Below are 17,272 nucleotides of genomic sequence, written 5' to 3'. Positions count from 1 at the left end.
CAACCTCGACGCTGCCACCGCTCTCGCACGCGCAAGACTGGGCGCGTAGAGGCTTAGCTGCTGAAGCCCACACTGCGGGCGGGCAGCGTCGGATCCCCTGAGGCCCAGGTGGCTCCGACGCCCACAACCGATAGAAGCTGTTGGCAGCTGCTGTCGGCGTACACGAAGGCGGTGGCATCCGTGTCGTTGGCCGCGGAGACCGCTCCGCCGGGCAGTGGCAAGCAACGGTCGTTGGGCGGGTTGAAAAGCGCGTCCTGGCTGCCGGTGTCGTACCTGATGTACGTGAACTGTCCGCCCGCGGCGGAGGCAATACCTGTCGTCATCGTGAGCAGGGCAACGGCGCAACCGACGGCCGTTGCGGCCCTGCGGATTGAATGGATTGTGGTCATAAGCAGCTAACGACCTGGGCGCCCGATGGTGACGCATGGCCAGGAGCGTGTGACGGCGGCATGGCTGACCGACCAGCTCTGGGACCAATTCGCGGTACTGCTGCCCGAGCGCCCGACGGTCGATCCGTCCCGCCCGCTGGGCTGCCACCGGCCTCGCATCGGTGACCGGATCGTGTTCGACAAGTTGCTGCAGCTACCGCGGTTCGGCTGCTCCTACCAGGCGATCGCCGACACGAACTGCTCGGTGACCACCGTCCGCAACCACCGCGACGAGTGGGTCCGGCTCGGCCTCTTCGCCGAGCCTGAAACGCTCTGGCATGACCGATGGTTACGGAATTCCGCTCGGCCGGGTCCTGGCCGGAGCGAACCGCCACGATTCGCCGCTGCTCGCGCCGACTCTGGACCTGTTGGACGACCTCGGGCCGCTGCCCGACGACATCACCGCGCACCTGGACGCCGGCTATGACTCCGACAGGACCCGCGCCGAACTCGCCGCCCGCAACATGCACGGTCGCATCGCGCACAAGGGCGAGAAGGCGCCGATCCAGGCGGTCGACGGTGGCACGTCGAGCGCACGCACGCCTGGCAGAACGCCTTCCACCGCCTCGCTCGCTGCTACGAGCGCCGCACCACCGTCATCGACGCCTTCTTCGACCTCGCAGACACCATCATCACCGTCCGTAACCTGATTCCGACGAGTCTGGACCACCCACCGCTGAGACGACCGTCCCAAGCGACGCCCATGACCGATCACGCATCACCAGGGCACGGGCGTTCCGTCCCAGGAGAAGAAACCACCGGTCGGGCCGTCGTCCGGCAGCAGGGCCAGGCGCAGGGCACCGTGAGCGGCCTCGGCGGGGTCGCCGCCGGCAGCGGCGGCCCCGGGGGTGAGATCGGTTGCCCGCGCGCCGGGGGCGAGCGCGTTCACCTTGAAGCCCTCCTCGGCCAGCGTCTGGGCGTAAAGGACGGTGAGGGCGTTGAGGGCAGCCTTGGAGGAGCGGTAGGCGGCGGCGCGACCGCTTCCCGGGGTGAACTGGGGGTTGGGGTTCTGGCTCCAGGCCAGCGACGCGGTGCCGCTGGAGACGTTGACGATGCGCGGGTGCGGGGACCGGCGCAGGGCGGGCAGGAAGGCGTTGGTCACCGCCACCACTCCGAACACGTTGGTCTCATACGTGCGCCGGAACTCCTCGACACCGGTATCTACCGGTGGGGCGAGTGAGAGTGCGACCCCGGCGTTGTTGACCAGCACGTCCACGTGGTCCACTTGGGCCGCGGCCTTTGTGATGCCGTCGGGATCTGTCACGTCGAGGACCAGCGGGAGGGCGCCGGCGCCGATCTCCCCGACGGCCCGCTGCCCGCGACCGCCGTCACGGGCGCCCACGTACACGGTGAAGCCCTCGGCGACGAGCAACCGGGCGATGTGCTTACCGATGCCCTTGTTGGCACCGGTGACCAGAGCTGTGCGATCGTTCATGGCAACTACGGTTCCCTGGTCGTGGGCGCGCTGCCAGGGACAGCCTGTACCAGGCAGCGGAGGAGGCGGCATGGCGCGGCAGGAGCTGGCCCACTACCTGCGGGACCGCCGGGCGGCCCTGCGTCCGCACGAAGTCGGCCTGACGGAGACGGGCACCGCTCGCCGTACACCGGGCCTGCGCCGCGAAGAGGTGGCCGAACTCGCCCACATGTCGGTCGACTACTACACACGGCTGGAGCAGGCCCGGGGGCCGCGGCCATCGGCCCGGATCCTGGACGCGCTGGCCCAAGCACTGCGGCTCACCCCGGCCGAGCGCAGCCACCTGTTCCGCCTGGCGGGATCGAGCGCGCCGTTCGCCACCAGCGCCGTGCGACGGGTACGCCCGCACGTGGCCCGGATGCTGGACCGGCTGCCGCAGACCGCTGCCATCGTCACCGACGCGGCCTACGGCGTCATCGCCTGGAACCCCCTGGCCCAGGCACTGCTGGGCGACAACCTCACAGACGGGACCACGAACCTCGCCCGGCGCCGCTTCCTGGGCCAGGGCCGGATGCACGAGAGCTCCAGCGCGGAGGAGTTCGGGCACATCGTGGTGGCACGGCTGCGCCGGGCCGCCGACCGCTACCCGCACGACCCGCAGTTGACCACCCTGCTGGCCGAACTGCACGCCGACAGCGAGGAGTTCCGGCAGATCTGGGCAACGCGTCCCATCCACGCCCCCGGCCACCGCACCAAGACTCTCCACCACCCCCAGACCGGCACACTGCGGTTGAACTGCGACGTCCTGCTCGTACCCGAGGACGACCAAGAAGTCGTCTTGATCACGGCCGACCCTGGATCACCTACCGCACGAACTCTGCACAGGCTGGCCAGGCAGACGGCCTGAAACAGAGGACTGGCGCGGCTCTCTCCAGCCGTCACAGCGTGGCAGCTAACGTCATCACCGGGACCTGTACCCGCCGTGTCGGCAGGAGCTGCTCCCCACGCCCCACTGCGAGGTCGGCCTCGTCCATCCGCTGTCACCGCTGCTCGCGCAGCGCGGCCAGTACTCCTCGGTGCGGCGCAGGGCGGCCAGCAGCGGCTCTGGGGTGGTGCCGAAGACCGGCGCGGCCCAGTCGTCCCAGGCCAGCCACTCGTCCCGCGCAGGTTCGTAGGGGGCACGGGCGCCGCCTGGCCCGGTGGTCTCCAGCTGCCGGTAGGTCTCCTCGGCGATGCCTAGGCGCCTGCCACCGCCGGCCTGAGGCAAGGGCGGGGACCGGGGTCGCATCACGCCCGCTACGCCCCTCTGACCTTCTTCGACTTCCCGGCCAAGCACTGGATCCACCTGCGGACCACTGCTCCGACGAGTTCACACGAGCCAACGTCACCCGAGTGCTGGCTCGTGCGCCGCCGCCCTGGCTATCGTCTTCAAGCTCGTCGAGTTCGCCAGGCAGCGGTGGCGGGCCGTGAACCCATCCCACCTCGTTGCCCTTGCCCGCGCCGGAGGCCGCTGCGAACGCGGGGCAGCTCATTCAACGTCCTGGAGGGATGCCGCATGAGCGTTGTTCACCTTCGGCCGGCCGCTCCGGCCGACAGTGAGCTCTGCTTCCAACTCCACAAAGCCGCTATGGGCGACTACGTCGCGGCCATCTGGGGCTGGGACGAGGCGGACCAACGCGCCCATCACGAGCGCGGGTTCGATCCCAGTCGTTGGCAGATCATCACCGTCGACGGGGCCGACGCGGGCGTTTTGATCGTGGTGTACGGCGCGAGCGAGGTCTACCTGTCACGTATCGAACTCCATCCCGACTATCAAGGGCGAGGCATCGGTGCTCAGCTGCTCCAGTCCCTGATCGATACCGCCGGTCAGCGGGACCAGGCCCTCGTTCTTGACGTACTCGATATCAACACCCGTGCTCTGGCCTTCTACCGGTGGCACGGTTTCCGGGAGGTCGTCCGGCACGGCGAGAACAACAGGAAGATTCGCATGCGCTTCACTCACCAGCAGACCAACGAGTAATGCGTGTCCGGCCGGGCGGATCGGCCGAACGCCACGGCGGCTCCATCGTGGGCGGCCAGGCGGGCAGCTCGCGTTCCAAATCGCCGAGCATCGCGATAAGGCACCAGCTGCTGGTACGGCCCGGCCAGCCTCCTGTCGGCCCGGCCGTTGCATGGCTCTGGCGCCAGTTACGCGTGAGCAGCAGGAACCGGGCAGCAGGAACCGGAACGACCATTCGTCAGGGTGCCTCTTCAGCGTATGGCTTCCTCAGCTCCCTGAGGGATCCCAGCCCCCGCTCGGTCGCTTCGGAGTTCCATGGTCCAGGGCCACAGTGGCGTGTCCGTGGATGGAGAAGATGCCCTCGGAGTCTTGTTTCAAGTCGGGGATGCGTGATCGTCGAAATGCGGGGAAGGCGGAGAATCGTGTCATCTCCGCTTTCCGATCTGCATATGCAGGTGCGGCATGCCTTGAGGCAGGCGGGGTTTCACCTGGTTGGTGAGCATGAGGAGGACGGCAGGCCGGGGCTTTCTTTGATGGAGGTGTCGGCCGGGGTGGTGGTGCGCTGGACGGCCTCGGACGGGTTCACCTCACTAGTGAAGGACCAGCGAGCCTCCGGCGACAGCATGAAAGCGGTCGTGCAGGCCGCGGTCTCGCGCCTGCTGGTCCAGCTGGGCCACACGGTCACAGAGCCGTCCGAGCGCGGTGACCTCCTGGTCCAGACCGATCCGGGTCTGTGGTGAGGGCCGATTCAGGTCTTCGGCGATCCGGATCGGGGTGGTGAGGAGTCGAGCTGGTCGGTCGCGGCGGGCGGGCCGGAAGTCGAAGGCCCGGGTGAAGCGCCGGACGGCTTCGGCGACCTTGTCGTGCACCCGGATGTGTCCGACGGAGCGCGGGCGCTGCACGCAGCCGGGCTGCGGCTCGCGACCTTGACCAACGGCTCAACCGCCACCACCGAGCGCCTGCTGGACGGCGCCGGACTGCTGGACTGCTTCGAGGCGCTGCTCGATGTGAGCGCCCCGGCCGCCTGGAAACCGGCCGCCGCTGCCTACCGGTACGCCACCAGCACCCTGGCCGCCGCACCGGAGGAGACCCTGCTCGTCGCGGTCCACCCTTGGGACATCGACGGCGCCCGCCGCGCGGGGCTGCAGGCCGCTTGGCTCCAGCGAGCGGCGACCGGCTATCCGGCGATCATGACGGCCCCGCACTACACGGCGAGCGATCTGCCGGACCTTGCCCGCACGCTTACCCGGGCTACTTCCTAGCCCCCGCCTGGGCCCCGGCGGAGTACGTGGTCGACGAAGAGCCGACGGCTGGTGAGCCGTCGGCTCTTCACGGTCGGGCCGCAGTCCGTTCGCCAGCTACGGACTGGGTGGGGCGGAGCCGTTACGCGGCGACGGCGGCGTCGGAGGTGGAGCGGCCCTGGCGAAGCGTGGCGAGGACGTGGTCGAGGGCGAGCGCGCCGGGGCCGGTGAAGGCCAGGAGCAGGAAGGCCCAGCAGTACATCACGGAGGGCTCGCCGTGGTTCTGCAGCGGCAGCAGTGCGTCGGCCTGGTGCTCCACGAAGTAGGCGTAGGCCATCGAACCCGACGAGACCAGGGCCGCGCTCCGGGTGAACAGGCCGGACATGACGAGGACCCCGCCGACCAGCTGGATGGCCGCCGCGTACCAGTAGGGCCAGGTGCCGGTGGGGACGGTGGCTCCGGTGCCCATGGACCCGCCGAAGACGCCGAAGAGCGAGGAGGCACCGTGGCAGGCGAAGAGGAAGCCGATGACGATCCGGAAGAGGCCGAGCGCGTACGGACGGGCCTTGTCGATGGAGTCGGTGAGAGGCATGGGTTCGGTCGTTCCTTCGATGGGGGACGGGAAGGGCCGACGCCAGAGGTTAGGTGAGGCTTGCCATAGCTGTAAAGCCGTGCGGGCTGAGAGTCGCTCACGGATCGGGTCGCACGAATTTGGTTTGCCGACGATCGATCAGCCGCCGCGCGCTCTCACTGGTAGGTGATGGCGCCTTTGGCCGCCTCATCGAGCCGTGGGTGTCGGGAGGGCGCGCGGTGGGCGCAGATGCCGATCGCCGGCTCGCTTTCACCTGCCCCGCGCCGGCCCTGGGCCACCAGGTCGGCTTCGACGACCTCACGCATCGGCCCGTCGGGCGGGGAGGCGGTCAGTGCGGATCCGTCGGTCCGGTGGGCTGGGCCGGGCGCAGTTGCACGCAGCATTCGCCGGGGCTGGGGGCTAGGACGGCTTCGATGCCGCCGATGTCGAGGCCGTCGACGTAGCCGCTGAGGAAGGCGTGGTTCATGCCGCACACCAGGCCGGGTGCCTTGGCAGCCAACGGGTGGAAGGGGCAGTTGCGCAGGCGCACTTCGGTGGGGGCCTCGCGGACCGGTTCGAAGCCGTACGCCTCCAGCATCCGCTCGCACAGGTTGAGTCCGCGTTCGGCGCCGAGGCGGCCCGGGCGGCTCAGTTCGCGTTCCGTCCGGCCGAGGTCCTGCCCGCGGCGTCCGGCCGCCTCGATCGCCGCGTCGGCCGCGCTCCGGTCGCCGGTCTCGGTGAGGATGGCCTCGAGCAGGAGGTCGGCCAGGAGTTCGTGGCGGCGTTCGGGGATGGAGACGGTGATCTGGGTGTCGGTCGGCTCGTACACCTTGGGTTGGCGTCCGACCTTTCGTACGCCGTTAGGCGTGCCGTAGCGGGCTCGCAGCAGGCCGGCGTCGACGAGTTTGTCGAGGTGGAAGGCGGCGAGTTTGCGGGAGATGCCGACGCTGGCGGCGGCCTCGTCCCGGGTCACGGGGTGGCCGGCGCGCCGGATGAAGGCGAACATGCGGCGCCGGGACTCCTCCCCGAGGACGCTCACGGACTCGATCGCCTCGGTCGGGTCCGTCGTCGCTTCGTCACTGGACACGCGACCACGATAACTCCCACGAGTGATGCCAGGGGCCTTCTCGGGGTGTCCTGACCTGCCCGGCTTGACGACCTGCCTGAATAACGACAAGACTTATTGGCGAAATTACGGAAGGGGCAGCGTCATGGCCAGCGAGCAGCAGCTGCAGGCGAAGCAACCGGTCAGCGCGGTGATGGCGGGCCCGTACGGGCACCCGTTCCACCCGATCCTGGTGACCGTGCCGATCGGCGCCTGGGTGGCGAGCCTGGTGTTCGACATCGCCTCGCACGCGGTAGACGACCCGGGCTTCCTGACCCGCAGCTCGATGTGGCTTATCGCGGTCGGCGTCCTGGGCGCGCTGGCGGCGGCGACGGTCGGCTTCCTCGACCTGCTGGCCATCCCGACCGGCACCCGCGCGTTCCGCACCGGACTGATCCACATGACCCTCAACCTGCTGGTGACCGGCGCCTATACCGGAGCCTTCTTCTGGCGGCACTCCGCAGGCACCTCCGGCAGCGTCGGCGCCGGGATGCTCGCCCTGTCCGCCGTGAGCATCGCGGCGCTGGGCGTCTCCGGCTTCCTCGGCGGCAAGCTCGCCTACCGCTACGGCGTGCGGGTCGCCGACGAAACCACCCAGGCCGAGGGCTACACCACGCGCACCCCGCCGGGCCCCGGCGCCGCCGGCTCCTCCCACTGAACCGACCCTCACCACCCGGAGCAGCTCATGGACATCGCAGCACTCATCACCTGGCTGGTCACCGCACTCGGCGGCTTCTACATGCTGGGAGTCTGGATCCAGCGCGGGGGCGTACGCCAGCAGCGCACCGGCACCAGCCGCCTGCCCGCGCCGGTACTGTTCGGGCACTTCGCGCTGGCCGCCGCCGGCCTGGTGGTGTGGATCGTCTACCTCGCCGCCGACAAGACGGCGCTCGCCTGGACGGCCTTCGGACTGCTGGTCCCGGTCGCACTGCTGGGCTTCGTCATGCTGCTGCGCTGGATCCCGGTCTACCGCGCCCGCACCGCCCCCGTCGCTGCCGGTGCTGGCGCCGGTGCTGATGCCGATGCCGATGCTCCGGCCGAGCGCCACTTCCCCATCGCGGTCGTCCTCGGCCACGGCCTGTTCGCGGTGGTGACCGTTGTCCTGGTCCTGCTCACCGCCCTGGGCATCGGAGGCAGCTGAGATGAACCAGCACTCCGCCCTCGGTGTCGACGTGATCGACGACCGGGACCTGCCGCCCCGGCTCCCGGCCCAGGCCCTGCGGGTCGTCCACGACGCCGACCGGGTCGATCTGGCGGCGGCCGAGCACGCCGCCGCGCGGTTCCTGCACGCCCTGGGCATATCCACCGACTCGGAGAGCCTGCGCGGCACGCCGGGCAGGATGGCCCGCGCCTACGCCGAGCTGTTCAGCCCCCGCGCGTTCGACCTGACCACCTTCCCCAATGACGAAGGCTACGACGAACTCGTTCTCGCCCGCTCCATACCGCTGCGGTCGGTGTGCGAGCACCACCTGCTGCCGTTCGTCGGCACCGCCCACGTCGGCTATCTGCCCGGCCGCCGGATCCTGGGCCTGTCCAAACTCGCCCGCGTCGTCGAGTACTTCGCCTGCCGCCCGCAGGTCCAGGAACGCCTGACCAAGCAGGTCGCGGACTGGCTTCAGGAGCACCTCGAGCCCAAGGGGGTCGGCATCGTCATCCAGGCCGAGCACACCTGCATGACCCTGCGCGGCGTCCAGGCCACCGGCGCCACCACCCTCACCTCCACCCTCCTCGGCACCCTGCGCGAGGACGCCCGCTCGCGCAGCGAGTTCCTCGCCCTGGCCGGGCTCCCGAGCTGAAACCCCCGCACCCCCCACACCTGCACGGAAAGACCGACTTCGTGGAAATCTGGATCAACCCGGCCTGCAGCAAGTGCGCCTCCGCACTGTCGCTGCTGGACTCCGGCGGCGCCTCGTACACGGTGCGGCATTACCTCGAAGAACCGCCCACCGCCCAGGAGATCGACGACGTGCTGCAGCGCCTCGCTCTGGAACCCTGGGACATCGCCCGCACCGGCGAACCCGTAGCGGCCGAGCTGGGCCTGGGCTCGTGGCCGCGCGAAGAGAGCCACCGCACCCGCTGGATCGAGGTGCTGGCCGCACACCCGGTCCTCATCCAGCGGCCGATCATCACCGCGGACGACGGCACCACCGTGATCGGCCGCTCGCCCGAGGCGGTCCGCTCCATGCTCGCCTCGTCCCCGGTTCGCTCCGGTCCGTGACAGCCGAGCACGGGCCGCACCCGCTGGTGCACGCCGCCCGCTGAGGTCGTGCCGCGAATCCACCAGGGCTGCCTCGGTGAGAAACCCGGGCGGGTGCGCGGCGCGACCCGGGAACCGACCCAGGTAACGATCGGGGCATCGAGGAGACGAAGCCATCCCTTCCGCCGGCGATGGCGCTCGACCGTGCTCGCTCGCGGCCTGCGCACCGACGACGGAGCAGGGCACCTACGACGACGTGATCGTCCGCGGCGACCCGGCCGGCCGGGAGTTCATCGTCTTCCGGACGGCTCAGGGGGGCCGTACGGGTGTCGCTACCTTCGGTGCGCCGCCCCGTGCCACCGTCCAGCACACGGATGCGCTGACGACCGCCGACACGGTCGTGACCCCCGAGGGCGCCGAAGCCGCGGTCTGGGCCGCCGCGATCGACGTGATCCGCAGGCCCGCGCCGCGCTACGAAGGGCGCCTCCTGCACCGGGATTTCCAGCCCGGAAACGTGCTGTTCAACCTGCCGCCCGAGGACCCGGCCGGTGCCGCCAGTGCCCGGATCACCGTCGTCGACTGGGCAGCGGCCTCCTGGGGCCCGGCGGACCTCGACGTTGCGCACTGCTCCACCAATCTCGCGCCAGGGTCCGGCACCAGGTCAAGATGGACGCGGTCCGGCACGGTCTTCACGTCGGGCGAGCGGAGGAACTCAAGATACGGGCCGACACCCTTGCCGAGCGCCACACCGCATGGTCGTCCGTCACCTCGTGCAGGGCCCAGTCCATCGCCTCGTCCCAAAACCGGGCCATGGCCCGCGGATCCGTGCAGTCGACCACCACCCGGGCGATCGGCCCGGTGTCGCGGTACATCTCCCGAGGCTCCAGCACGCAGAACTCGTTGCCCTCCGGGTCGGCGAGGACCGTCCACGGCACGTCGCCCTGGCCCAGGTCGACGGGCGTCGCACCGAGAACTTCAAGGCGCGCGACCAACTCCGCTTGATGGGCCGCAGAGGTGGTGGCGAGATCGACGTGCACACGGTTCTTCGTTGCCGTCTTGGGTTCCGGGACGGCAACGACGTCGATGCATATGCCGACCGGGTCCAGCCAATTGAAACCAGCTGGTTTGGCGGCGGTCGCGCCAGATCCCTCGCCGGCAACACTCCAGCCGAGCGCCTCCGCCCAGAACCGGCCGACCGCCGAGTCATCAAGAGCCTTTATGTTCACCAGGACAGGTCGCAGTGTCATGCTGGCGATCCTATGTACCCTCTCTGCAACGACATCTAGAAGTCGTTGCAGAATGACGTCTCTGAGGGAGAATCTGTCACGCTCGGCTTCGCCCGTACGACCGCTCCATGCCTGCCGGGTCGCCCAGTCGGTCACGGTGCCCACCCCGCCCGCGGCCCCGGGGGCGGTGCCGCCCAGGACGAACGCGGCAATCGTCTCGTTGACCGCCATCGCGTTGCTGCGCGCCGGAGCGTCCGGCGCCCCGGGCCGTGGGGCCCATCTCGGAGCGAGACAGGCCGAGAATCTGCCCGGCCGCCTCCAGTCCGGCCGTGCCCTCCAACCGCCAGGTCTTGTGCCGCGTCCTGGTGTTGCCGTCGGAGGCGACCAGGCCGTGCAGCGCGAGGTCGCGCAGCGACTGCCGGATCACGGTGTTCGACGCGGCCCTCGGGCGCAGCAGTCGCTGGAGCTGGTCGGCGGTGGCGACCTTGAGGACACCGAGGGCGGTGAGGGTGTCGGGCGGCACGCAGGGAGTTGGTCGAGCCGTTCGGGTTGGCCGCGCCGCGTACGAACGCGGTCCGGCCCGGCCGGGACGGCGGCAGCGGTTCGACGGTGCCCTGGTCGTCGTTGTCCTCGGGCCGGGCTGGGCGCTGACGGGTGCTCATCGGCGTCTCCCGGTGGTCGTGGTCCGCTGCTGCCTCTGAGGGATACCCGGCGTTCCTGACAGTGGGTCATTCGGCGTTGCCCCCCGTGCAACCGGTGGATTTCCGCCTGGGCACGGTCCCCTGCTCGCGGTACGGTCGGGGTCACGGTTGTCGACAAGGGGGGTGGGCGCATGCTGTCCGAGGTGCTGAGCGCGCTGGCCATGTCCGGTGGGACGGCGGTGATCACCGCGGCCGGGACCGAGGCGTGGGAGGGGTTCCGAGGCCGGGTGGCCGCCTGGTTCGGGCGGGGCAACGCCCAGCGTGAGAACGCCGAGCTGGAGCGGCTGGGCCGCACTGCCGCCGAGCTCGCTGCGGCTGAGGGCGGGCAGTTGGAGCGGCTCCGGATCCGCCAGGAGGCCTCCTGGCAGGCCCGGTTCGAGGCGTTCCTGGAAGACCTGCCGGAGGATGAGCGCGAGCGCGCCGGCGAGGCGCTGCGCGAACTGCTGGCTGAGAGCGGGGCCCAGGCCCAGGTGTCGGCCGGGGACGGCGGGATGGCGGTCGGCGGAAACGTGCACATCAGCGCCCAGGAAGGCTCGGTCGCCGCCGGTGTGATCCACGGGGGCGTGCGGATCGGCCACCCTCAGGTGCCGGATCCGTCCCAGGGCTGAACGGACCGGCCACGCCAAGCCCGTCACCGGCCTCGTCACCGCCGCCGTTCACAGGGGTGCGGGCGAGCAACCACAGCTTCGCCGTCGGCCACGCCGACCAGGTGGCCTACTACGCCGGCCGACATGCCCCGGCCGCCTGGCCGCACCAGGTCGGGGCGGTCCCGAACACCGCGCACTGCTTCCAACGCCGGGCCGTTCCCGATACTCCCGGCGTCCCCGCTGGCTGCCGGATACTGGTCGGCACCGCCGGGACCGGCAAGACCCAGCTGGCAGTGAACGAGGCCCGCACCGCCTGGCAGGCCGGGCAACTCGACCTGCTGGTCTGGCTCACCGCCGACAGCCGCGCGGCGATCACGACCGCCTACGCCCAGGCCATCGCCGAGATCACCGGTCGGGACCCGGCCGATCCGGAACAGGGCGCGCGGGAATTCCTGGCCTGGCTCCGGCCGGGCGGGGCCGGGGAGGCGGTTCGCCGACTGATCGTCCTGGACGGGCTGGTCGACCCCGACGACTTGCGCGGACTCTGGCCGCCGGACCAGCCCGCGGGACGGACCCTGATCACCACCTGGCGCCGGGACCTGGCCCGCGAGGGGCTCGGCCGACAGGTCGTCACCGTGCCGTCGTTCAGTTCCGCCGAGGCCTTCGGCTACCTCACGGCGGTGCTCGCCGCGGCCGGCCGAGCCGAGCCGCCCAAGCAACTGGAGGCCCTCGCCCGAGAGCTGGGACACCTGCCGCTCGCGCTCGCGCAGGCGGCCGCCTACCTGGGCAGCACCGGTCTGAGCTGCGCCGACTACCTCCGCCTGCTCGGCGACGACGGTCGGCGGCTGGCCGACCTCGTACCGGACCCGGGCGGACTGCCGGACGAGCAGAGCCTGCCGCTGCCACACGCCTGGGACCTCGCGCTGGAGCGCGCCGACGCCTCGGCACCGGTCGGGACGGCGCGGCTGCTGATGGAACTGGCGGCACCGCTGGCCTGCGACGGCATCCCGGCTGCGGTGCTGACCGCTGCGGTCAGGCACCTGGACCGGCAACGGAGCGACGGCCCGGCGCAGGACTCGGACCCGCACGAGCGCGCCGACCAGACGCTCGCGCTGCTGCACCGGTGGAGCCTGCTCGACTACGACCCGGCGGACCAGGACCGGTCCGTGCGGATCCACCCGATGGTGCAGCGGGCCGTCCGCGAGAGCGCGCCCGCGAGCCGGGCCGCAGAGCCGGCCGCCGTGGCCGCGAACCTGCTCCTCGTCGCGTCCCGGAAGTCGGCGGACGAGGCGAACGCGACGACGTTCTTCCTGGTTCCCCCGAGGGATGACGCGCCGCACCTGCGTTCGCGCGCCCTCGATTTCCCTCCGGACGTGCTGCGCTCCAACGTCGAGGCGCTGACCCGCAATGACCCGGTCTTGATGCTGGGCTCCGGCGAGCCGGGGCTCCGGTACGGGTGGAGTACCGGTCGGGGGTTGCACGACCTCGTGCTCCGGGTGGGCGACACGCTGGCGGACGACGGCCGGCCACAGGCCGCACTGGACTACTTCGAAGCGCTGCTGCCGACGACGGCCGACCGGCTGGGAGCCCGGCACGAGTCCGTGACGAAACTGCGCGGCCGGATCGCGAGGCTGCGGGCGCAATCCGGCGACCTCACCGCCGCGATCACCGAGTACCGTCGGATGATCGACGACCAACTGACGCTGCTGGCACCGGAGTACGAGCTGTACCCCTCCCAGCGGATCCGCCTGGTCGAGGAGGTCACCGAGCTGCGCTACCGCCTGGCCCACTGGCTCGAACAGGCCGGTGACCTGCCGGGTGTCGCACGCGTCTATCGCGACCTGCTCGCCGATGACGGCTACATCGCGGCCGTCGGCGGACGGACCGGCCCGCCCGACTTCACTTTGCGCCGCGACGCCGCCGAGTGGCAAGGGAAGGCGGGAGACGCGGCCGGGGCAGTGGTCGTGTACCGCCAGCTCGTCGACGAGCAGTTCCACACACGGGGGCCGGAGGACTCGGGCACCTTCGACACCCGTTTCCGCTTCGGCCACTGGCTGGGCGAGTCGGGCGACGCGCGAGGGGCCGTGACCGTCCTGACCGACCTGCTCAACGACCAACTCCGCCTCGAGTCGCGCGAGATCGCCCAGGGCACCCGGGATCCGCGGGCCAACCCCTACGCGGTAGCCACCAACATCGACCGGTCCGCAATCTTCCGCACCCGCGCCGCCCTCGCCCGCTGGCGCGGCCAGTCCGGCGACCCGCGCGGCGCAGTGGCCCTCCTCTCCGACCTGTTGAACGAGCAACTGCGCGTCCTCCGCCCGGACCACCCCGACCTCGCGACCACCCAGCAGGCACTCACGTACTGGCAGGAACGATCCCGGGGCAGGGGGTGGCTACGGGGGAAGTAGCCCCTGCCGGCGTCGAAGCGGACGCACTGGAGGAGCTCACCAAACTGTTGGCGCTAATAAGGCCCGACGACCCGTGGAGTGATGACGTGAACCGCTACCTGCCTGACCCGTCCCTCCCTGTCGCGGACCTGGGCTCGTCCGTCCACGCAGCCCTACGCGCCCCCCGTGGGGCCGGCGCCCCGCTGCTGGCCCTCGCCCACCCGTCCCCTGCGCCCGGCGGGAGCTGGCACGTCACCGTGCTGGAGACGGCGACCGATGACGTGCGCTTCGGCTTCCACACCGGCAGCGCGCAGTGGGACCGCACGGCCGTCGAGCGTGAGTTCCGCCAGCGGGGCTACGACTCGACGGCGGGCGCGCTCCGCCAGGAGTGGAGACAGCGCTGGCCGACGGGGGCCGCTGCACCCACCTGTTCTCGGACCCGCACGACCAAGACGACTGGTGGTCGTAGAACGGCGCCAAGGGCGGCACAGCCTCCAGCTGCTCTGCGGCCTCCCGCTCCAGCCGTTCCTCGCGGTCCTGGTGGCAGGGCCAGCAGCGGCGGTGTCCGTGGTCGGCGCCACGTTGCTGACGCCTATGAAGTACCGGAGCCCGTCATCCGCAGCGGGTTGACGGGCTCCAGAGTTCGCATGTCACCGAGTAGCGGCCCTGGCGGCTCGCCCGGCTCTACTTGGCCGTTACCGCCAGGTTCCCTGCGGCGGGTGCTCTGGCATGGTGCTCGGGTGTGCCAGCTGTCCGGCGGCGGCGTCGGCCAACCACTGAGCCCAGCGGTCGATGAAGGGGTCAAGGACTGCGATGCTCACCTCGGTGAAGGGCCACGCCGCCTGGCGCACGTCCATACCTGGCCCCAGCGCCGCCCAGGCTTCGGGGCCCGGTGTGAGGGCGAACGGATCAATCGTTGGAGGCGCTTGGGCCAGCAGCGGACTCATCATGAACGCTGTCTCGTACCAGTGGTACTCGCCTTCGGTCCGTGCATCGCAGTACCAGTGGGAGTGGCTGCGCCCCTGGTAGCCCCAGTTGGCATCACACTCCAGCGAGATGGTGGCGCAGGCGGGGACGTCGAACCGCGGGGTCGTGGGCTGTTGCAAGCCAAGATCCATCTCTTGAGCGGTCGACATCTTGAGCCGGCCGCGGTTCAGGGTCACCGTCCACCCGCCCAGCGAGCCTCGTTCGACCCGTACCGAGGTTGCGGCATGATGGGACTCGGGCTGGATGGCTACGCTTTTCGATCGCCTGGCCCCGGGTCCTGCCCATGGGCGCTGGCGCCGTCAACCCGGCTGGCCTCGCCTTCTACGACCGCCTCGGCGACCGCGTCCGCACCTGGATCACCCTCAACGCGCCCTTCGTCCACACTGTCTTCGGTCATATCCCCGGCCGCATACGGACGTTCGAGGCCCTCCCGGCCGCCCACCACCTGCTGCTCGCCCACGGCCTCGCCGCGTCGATCCTGCACGATCGCGGCCTGGAGGTGATGCTCTCCAACAACCTCACCCCGGTCGAGCCGGCCTCCTCTGATCCCGCCGACCTGGCTGCCGCCGAGACCTACCACGCTCTCCACAACTGGCTGTTCACCGACCCCGTCCTGCTCGGCCGCTACCCCGACCTCTCCGCCCTCGGCGTCTCCGACGACATCCACGGCGCCGTGCGCGACGGCGACCCTCGACCTCATCCATGCCCCCGGTCTGGACGATCTCGGCCTCAACTTCTACAACCCCACCCGCGTCGCCGCCCCCGCTGAATCCGGCTTGCCCTTTGACCTCGTCGACATCCCGACGTTCCCCACACCGCCTTCGGTTCGCCCGTCGTCCCCGACGCCCTCACCCCCCTGCTCCTCGGCCTCCGCGACACCTACGGCAAGGCCCTCCCACCCATCACCATCACCGAGAACGGCTGCTCCGTCACCGAGGAGACCGCCTCCGACCAGCCCCGCATCGACTTCATGTCCGCCCCCTTGGCGCCCGCGCCCGGGCCGTCGCCGAAGGAGTCGATGTCCGCGGCCACTACACCTGGTCCCTCCTCGACAACTTCGAATGGGCCGAGGGGCTGTTCAGTCAGCGCTTCGGTCTGGTTCACGTCGACTTCGAGACGCAGGTGCGCACGCCGAAGGCCTCGTACGGCTGGTACCGCGACCTGATCGCCGTCCATCGCGCGCGATTTGCGAAGTAGACGGGACCCTGGGCGGACGAGCCTAGGTCGAGCGGCAGTGGGGTCGACTTGATTCGAATATCGAGCGAAGCATCATGAAGGTGGTGGTGGCCTCTGCCGTTCCGGTCTCTCGGCCGCGTCGACCGAGCTGGTCCCTGAGGCCGTGACGTTCGCCCCTCGGCCGCTGGTGGCGAACCCGGGGCGGGCTGGGATGACGAGCCCAGATGGTCCTGGGTAAAGATCCGCCTCGGAGGTCAGTGGAGGCCCGACGCCTTGCGTGGTGGCGCATCTAGCAGGGGGACATCCAGTGGGAGGCGTTGGTTCGCTGGGGCGTTGGCGTGGATGAGGGGCTAATTCCTCTGCTCCTCGCAGGCGATCCGGCAGGTTGCCGCTCCTCGTCCTGATCGGCAGGCCATAGGGAGCCAGCCGAGAAGCCTGCGGCGAGTCCGCAACCGGGGCGCGGTGCCGCGATGGCCCTAGCGGGACGGTCCCTGGGGGCAGCCGGTGGACGGAGGCCTTCGGGTGGTGTAGCAGGAGGTGGCACGGGCCAACCTGCTGCACATGAGCAGGCAAGACACCGCAGGATGGCGTGGGGCGGCATTGCGCGCGCATAGATGTGGGATTTGCTGCTCTCGTTCACAGCCGAACCCCCTGCACTCCCTGCACTCGATGATGGTCGCGGGGTGGCCTGCTTGCTGGTCACGCTCCGTGACGCCGCTGGCATGGGATCGCGGATGCCAGGGGTCGATGATCGGGGGCAGTCCGGGACGACCATCGAGGCAGGACTTTTCTGACGGTATGTCAGCAAAGTCAGCATTGGGTCAGCATTGGTCGTGGCAAACGCTGGCACAGACGGTCAGGCGTCGGAACGCGTAGAACGCTTGGAAGGGCCGAGGCGAGCCGGATAGGCGACCAGGCCGGCCCCCCTGAGTCGGGGAGTCGAGCGGGTGTGACCGCCGGCTCCCCGCCGGAGGCAAAACCGCTGGTCAGAGTGCTCGTCCCCGCGGTTTCAGCGGGGTGGTGGGGAGTTCGGGGGCGGGCAGGCGCTCGCCCGGGTAGCCGTGGACCTCGCCGAAGCGGTCGGAGTTCACGGACTTCATCCAGTCCTCGCGGGCTCGGGTAATGTCTTCGTTCGACCGCCCGATGAAGTTCCACCACATACCACGCATTCGACGGTTCTTCCCAGGTCAGAGGCCTGATCGACCATCCGGGGTCAGCAAAAGGTCAGCAAGAGCGCCCGGGAGTCGACAACC

The 17,272-nt window shown here is 70.3% G+C and carries 20 protein-coding genes and 6 pseudogenes; 15 read left to right on the top strand and 11 right to left on the bottom strand.

Features of this window, described 5'->3' with window-relative positions; genetic code table 11:
• Nucleotides 1-53 precede the first annotated feature (53 nt).
• On the bottom strand, nucleotides 54-389 hold the full coding sequence (locus tag ACZ4WV_RS19585) for a hypothetical protein (protein WP_465748280.1): 336 nt from the start codon (nucleotides 387-389) through the stop codon (nucleotides 54-56).
• Between the two features lie 25 nt (nucleotides 390-414).
• On the opposite strand from ACZ4WV_RS19585, the pseudogene ACZ4WV_RS19580 reads away from it, so the two are divergent.
• Nucleotides 415-1,108: pseudogene (locus ACZ4WV_RS19580) on the top strand (transposase).
• 38 nt (nucleotides 1,109-1,146) lie between these two features.
• Here the strand turns inward: ACZ4WV_RS19580 and ACZ4WV_RS19575 are convergent.
• Nucleotides 1,147-1,863 carry an SDR family oxidoreductase gene (locus ACZ4WV_RS19575; protein ID WP_465748278.1) on the bottom strand — a complete coding sequence of 239 codons (717 nt, stop codon included), beginning with the start codon at nucleotides 1,861-1,863 and terminating at the stop codon, nucleotides 1,147-1,149.
• A gap of 70 nt (nucleotides 1,864-1,933) precedes the next feature.
• Between ACZ4WV_RS19575 and ACZ4WV_RS19570 the strand changes: the two genes are divergently transcribed.
• Entirely contained in the window at nucleotides 1,934-2,749 is an 816-nt protein-coding gene (locus tag ACZ4WV_RS19570; RefSeq protein WP_465748276.1) for a helix-turn-helix transcriptional regulator, read from the top strand.
• A 54-nt stretch (nucleotides 2,750-2,803) separates the two neighbouring features.
• On the opposite strand, the gene ACZ4WV_RS19565 is transcribed toward ACZ4WV_RS19570, so the two are convergent.
• On the bottom strand, nucleotides 2,804-3,133 hold the full coding sequence (locus ACZ4WV_RS19565) for a hypothetical protein (RefSeq protein ID WP_465748274.1): 330 nt from the start codon (nucleotides 3,131-3,133) through the stop codon (nucleotides 2,804-2,806).
• Nucleotides 3,134-3,148: 15 nt separating this feature from the next.
• Between ACZ4WV_RS19565 and ACZ4WV_RS19560 the strand changes: the two are divergent.
• From ACZ4WV_RS19560 to ACZ4WV_RS19545, 4 genes and pseudogenes are all read left to right on the top strand, one after another.
• A pseudogene (locus tag ACZ4WV_RS19560) lies at nucleotides 3,149-3,401 on the top strand (IS256 family transposase); the annotation flags it as partial.
• A gap of 68 nt (nucleotides 3,402-3,469) precedes the next feature.
• Nucleotides 3,470-3,862: a GNAT family N-acetyltransferase gene (locus tag ACZ4WV_RS19555; RefSeq protein ID WP_465748272.1), complete on the top strand. Its 393-nt coding sequence runs from the start codon at nucleotides 3,470-3,472 to the stop codon at nucleotides 3,860-3,862.
• A 368-nt stretch (nucleotides 3,863-4,230) separates the two neighbouring features.
• On the top strand, nucleotides 4,231-4,581 hold the full coding sequence (locus tag ACZ4WV_RS19550; RefSeq protein ID WP_465748270.1) for a hypothetical protein: 351 nt from the start codon (nucleotides 4,231-4,233) through the stop codon (nucleotides 4,579-4,581).
• 123 nt (nucleotides 4,582-4,704) lie between these two features.
• Nucleotides 4,705-5,103 carry an HAD family hydrolase gene (locus ACZ4WV_RS19545; RefSeq protein ID WP_465748268.1) on the top strand — a complete coding sequence of 133 codons (399 nt, stop codon included), beginning with the start codon at nucleotides 4,705-4,707 and terminating at the stop codon, nucleotides 5,101-5,103.
• A gap of 121 nt (nucleotides 5,104-5,224) precedes the next feature.
• Here ACZ4WV_RS19545 and ACZ4WV_RS19540 read toward each other — a convergent pair whose 3' ends face one another.
• From ACZ4WV_RS19540 to ACZ4WV_RS19530, 3 genes are all read right to left on the bottom strand, one after another.
• Nucleotides 5,225-5,674, bottom strand: coding sequence for a DoxX family protein (locus tag ACZ4WV_RS19540; RefSeq protein WP_465748266.1), 450 nt, complete (start codon nucleotides 5,672-5,674; stop codon nucleotides 5,225-5,227).
• Between the two features lie 155 nt (nucleotides 5,675-5,829).
• The gene (locus ACZ4WV_RS19535) at nucleotides 5,830-5,979 is read right to left on the bottom strand and encodes a hypothetical protein (RefSeq protein WP_465748264.1); all 150 of its coding nucleotides are present in this window, start codon (nucleotides 5,977-5,979) and stop codon (nucleotides 5,830-5,832) included.
• Nucleotides 5,980-6,002: 23 nt separating this feature from the next.
• Nucleotides 6,003-6,740 (bottom strand): helix-turn-helix transcriptional regulator, encoded by a 738-nt coding sequence (locus tag ACZ4WV_RS19530; protein ID WP_465748262.1) that lies wholly within the window; start codon nucleotides 6,738-6,740, stop codon nucleotides 6,003-6,005.
• A gap of 124 nt (nucleotides 6,741-6,864) precedes the next feature.
• Between ACZ4WV_RS19530 and ACZ4WV_RS19525 the strand changes: the two genes are divergently transcribed.
• The 5 genes and pseudogenes from ACZ4WV_RS19525 to ACZ4WV_RS19505 all read left to right on the top strand — a co-directional run.
• Entirely contained in the window at nucleotides 6,865-7,416 is a 552-nt protein-coding gene (locus ACZ4WV_RS19525) for a DUF2231 domain-containing protein (RefSeq protein ID WP_465748260.1), read from the top strand.
• A 27-nt stretch (nucleotides 7,417-7,443) separates the two neighbouring features.
• Nucleotides 7,444-7,899, top strand: coding sequence for a hypothetical protein (locus ACZ4WV_RS19520; RefSeq protein ID WP_465748258.1), 456 nt, complete (start codon nucleotides 7,444-7,446; stop codon nucleotides 7,897-7,899).
• Nucleotide 7,900: 1 nt separating this feature from the next.
• Nucleotides 7,901-8,554: a GTP cyclohydrolase I FolE gene (gene folE / locus ACZ4WV_RS19515; protein WP_465748256.1), complete on the top strand. Its 654-nt coding sequence runs from the start codon at nucleotides 7,901-7,903 to the stop codon at nucleotides 8,552-8,554.
• 41 nt (nucleotides 8,555-8,595) lie between these two features.
• On the top strand, nucleotides 8,596-8,976 hold the full coding sequence (locus ACZ4WV_RS19510; RefSeq protein WP_465748254.1) for an ArsC/Spx/MgsR family protein: 381 nt from the start codon (nucleotides 8,596-8,598) through the stop codon (nucleotides 8,974-8,976).
• Nucleotides 8,977-9,328: 352 nt separating this feature from the next.
• Nucleotides 9,329-9,598, top strand: a pseudogene (locus ACZ4WV_RS19505) (phosphotransferase); the annotation flags it as partial.
• On the opposite strand, the pseudogene ACZ4WV_RS19500 reads toward ACZ4WV_RS19505, so the two are convergent.
• Together ACZ4WV_RS19500 and ACZ4WV_RS19495 are read right to left on the bottom strand one after the other, a co-directional pair.
• Nucleotides 9,556-10,202 (bottom strand): annotated as a pseudogene (locus ACZ4WV_RS19500) (VOC family protein); the annotation flags it as partial. The pseudogenes ACZ4WV_RS19505 and ACZ4WV_RS19500 overlap by 43 nt on opposite strands.
• A 76-nt stretch (nucleotides 10,203-10,278) precedes the next feature.
• The gene (locus ACZ4WV_RS19495; protein WP_465748252.1) at nucleotides 10,279-10,704 is read right to left on the bottom strand and encodes a hypothetical protein; all 426 of its coding nucleotides are present in this window, start codon (nucleotides 10,702-10,704) and stop codon (nucleotides 10,279-10,281) included.
• 309 nt (nucleotides 10,705-11,013) lie between these two features.
• Between ACZ4WV_RS19495 and ACZ4WV_RS19490 the strand changes: the two genes are divergently transcribed.
• The gene (locus tag ACZ4WV_RS19490; RefSeq protein ID WP_465748250.1) at nucleotides 11,014-11,490 is read left to right on the top strand and encodes a hypothetical protein; all 477 of its coding nucleotides are present in this window, start codon (nucleotides 11,014-11,016) and stop codon (nucleotides 11,488-11,490) included.
• A 56-nt stretch (nucleotides 11,491-11,546) separates the two neighbouring features.
• Complete coding sequence (locus ACZ4WV_RS19485) at nucleotides 11,547-13,877, top strand: tetratricopeptide repeat protein (protein WP_465748248.1); 2,331 nt, start codon at nucleotides 11,547-11,549, stop codon at nucleotides 13,875-13,877.
• A gap of 674 nt (nucleotides 13,878-14,551) precedes the next feature.
• Here the strand turns inward: ACZ4WV_RS19485 and ACZ4WV_RS19480 are convergent.
• Complete coding sequence (locus ACZ4WV_RS19480; protein ID WP_465748246.1) at nucleotides 14,552-15,019, bottom strand: hypothetical protein; 468 nt, start codon at nucleotides 15,017-15,019, stop codon at nucleotides 14,552-14,554.
• 107 nt (nucleotides 15,020-15,126) lie between these two features.
• On the opposite strand from ACZ4WV_RS19480, the gene ACZ4WV_RS19475 reads away from it, so the two are divergent.
• The gene (locus tag ACZ4WV_RS19475; protein WP_465748244.1) at nucleotides 15,127-15,612 is read left to right on the top strand and encodes a family 1 glycosylhydrolase; all 486 of its coding nucleotides are present in this window, start codon (nucleotides 15,127-15,129) and stop codon (nucleotides 15,610-15,612) included.
• A gap of 110 nt (nucleotides 15,613-15,722) precedes the next feature.
• Here ACZ4WV_RS19475 and ACZ4WV_RS19470 read toward each other — a convergent pair whose 3' ends face one another.
• Complete coding sequence (locus ACZ4WV_RS19470; RefSeq protein WP_465748393.1) at nucleotides 15,723-15,875, bottom strand: hypothetical protein; 153 nt, start codon at nucleotides 15,873-15,875, stop codon at nucleotides 15,723-15,725.
• Between the two features lie 18 nt (nucleotides 15,876-15,893).
• Here ACZ4WV_RS19470 and ACZ4WV_RS19465 point away from each other — a divergent pair.
• Nucleotides 15,894-16,040 (top strand): annotated as a pseudogene (locus ACZ4WV_RS19465) (family 1 glycosylhydrolase); the annotation flags it as partial.
• Nucleotides 16,041-17,005: 965 nt separating this feature from the next.
• Here the strand turns inward: ACZ4WV_RS19465 and ACZ4WV_RS19460 are convergent.
• A pseudogene (locus ACZ4WV_RS19460) lies at nucleotides 17,006-17,179 on the bottom strand (pirin family protein); the annotation flags it as partial.
• Between the last annotated feature and the right edge of the window lie 93 nt (nucleotides 17,180-17,272).

The organism is Kitasatospora sp. NPDC029312, assembly GCF_055569215.1.
This window is presented reverse-complemented; position numbering and strand designations above follow the sequence as displayed.

Bases quoted from the DNA above. Each gene is read 5' to 3' on its own strand.
- ACZ4WV_RS19570 (WP_465748276.1), top strand. From the start codon at position 1,934: ATGGCGCGGCAGGAGCTGGCCCACTACCTGCGGGACCGCCGGGCGGCC.
- ACZ4WV_RS19490 (WP_465748250.1), top strand. From the start codon at position 11,014: ATGCTGTCCGAGGTGCTGAGCGCGCTGGCCATGTCCGGTGGGACGGCG.
- ACZ4WV_RS19540 (WP_465748266.1), bottom strand. From the start codon at position 5,674: ATGCCTCTCACCGACTCCATCGACAAGGCCCGTCCGTACGCGCTCGGC.
- folE (WP_465748256.1), top strand. From the start codon at position 7,901: ATGAACCAGCACTCCGCCCTCGGTGTCGACGTGATCGACGACCGGGAC.
- ACZ4WV_RS19585 (WP_465748280.1), bottom strand. From the start codon at position 389: ATGACCACAATCCATTCAATCCGCAGGGCCGCAACGGCCGTCGGTTGC.
- ACZ4WV_RS19575 (WP_465748278.1), bottom strand. From the start codon at position 1,863: ATGAACGATCGCACAGCTCTGGTCACCGGTGCCAACAAGGGCATCGGT.
- ACZ4WV_RS19475 (WP_465748244.1), top strand. From the start codon at position 15,127: ATGGGCGCTGGCGCCGTCAACCCGGCTGGCCTCGCCTTCTACGACCGC.
- ACZ4WV_RS19520 (WP_465748258.1), top strand. From the start codon at position 7,444: ATGGACATCGCAGCACTCATCACCTGGCTGGTCACCGCACTCGGCGGC.
- ACZ4WV_RS19535 (WP_465748264.1), bottom strand. From the start codon at position 5,979: ATGCGTGAGGTCGTCGAAGCCGACCTGGTGGCCCAGGGCCGGCGCGGG.
- ACZ4WV_RS19525 (WP_465748260.1), top strand. From the start codon at position 6,865: ATGGCCAGCGAGCAGCAGCTGCAGGCGAAGCAACCGGTCAGCGCGGTG.
- ACZ4WV_RS19555 (WP_465748272.1), top strand. From the start codon at position 3,470: ATGGGCGACTACGTCGCGGCCATCTGGGGCTGGGACGAGGCGGACCAA.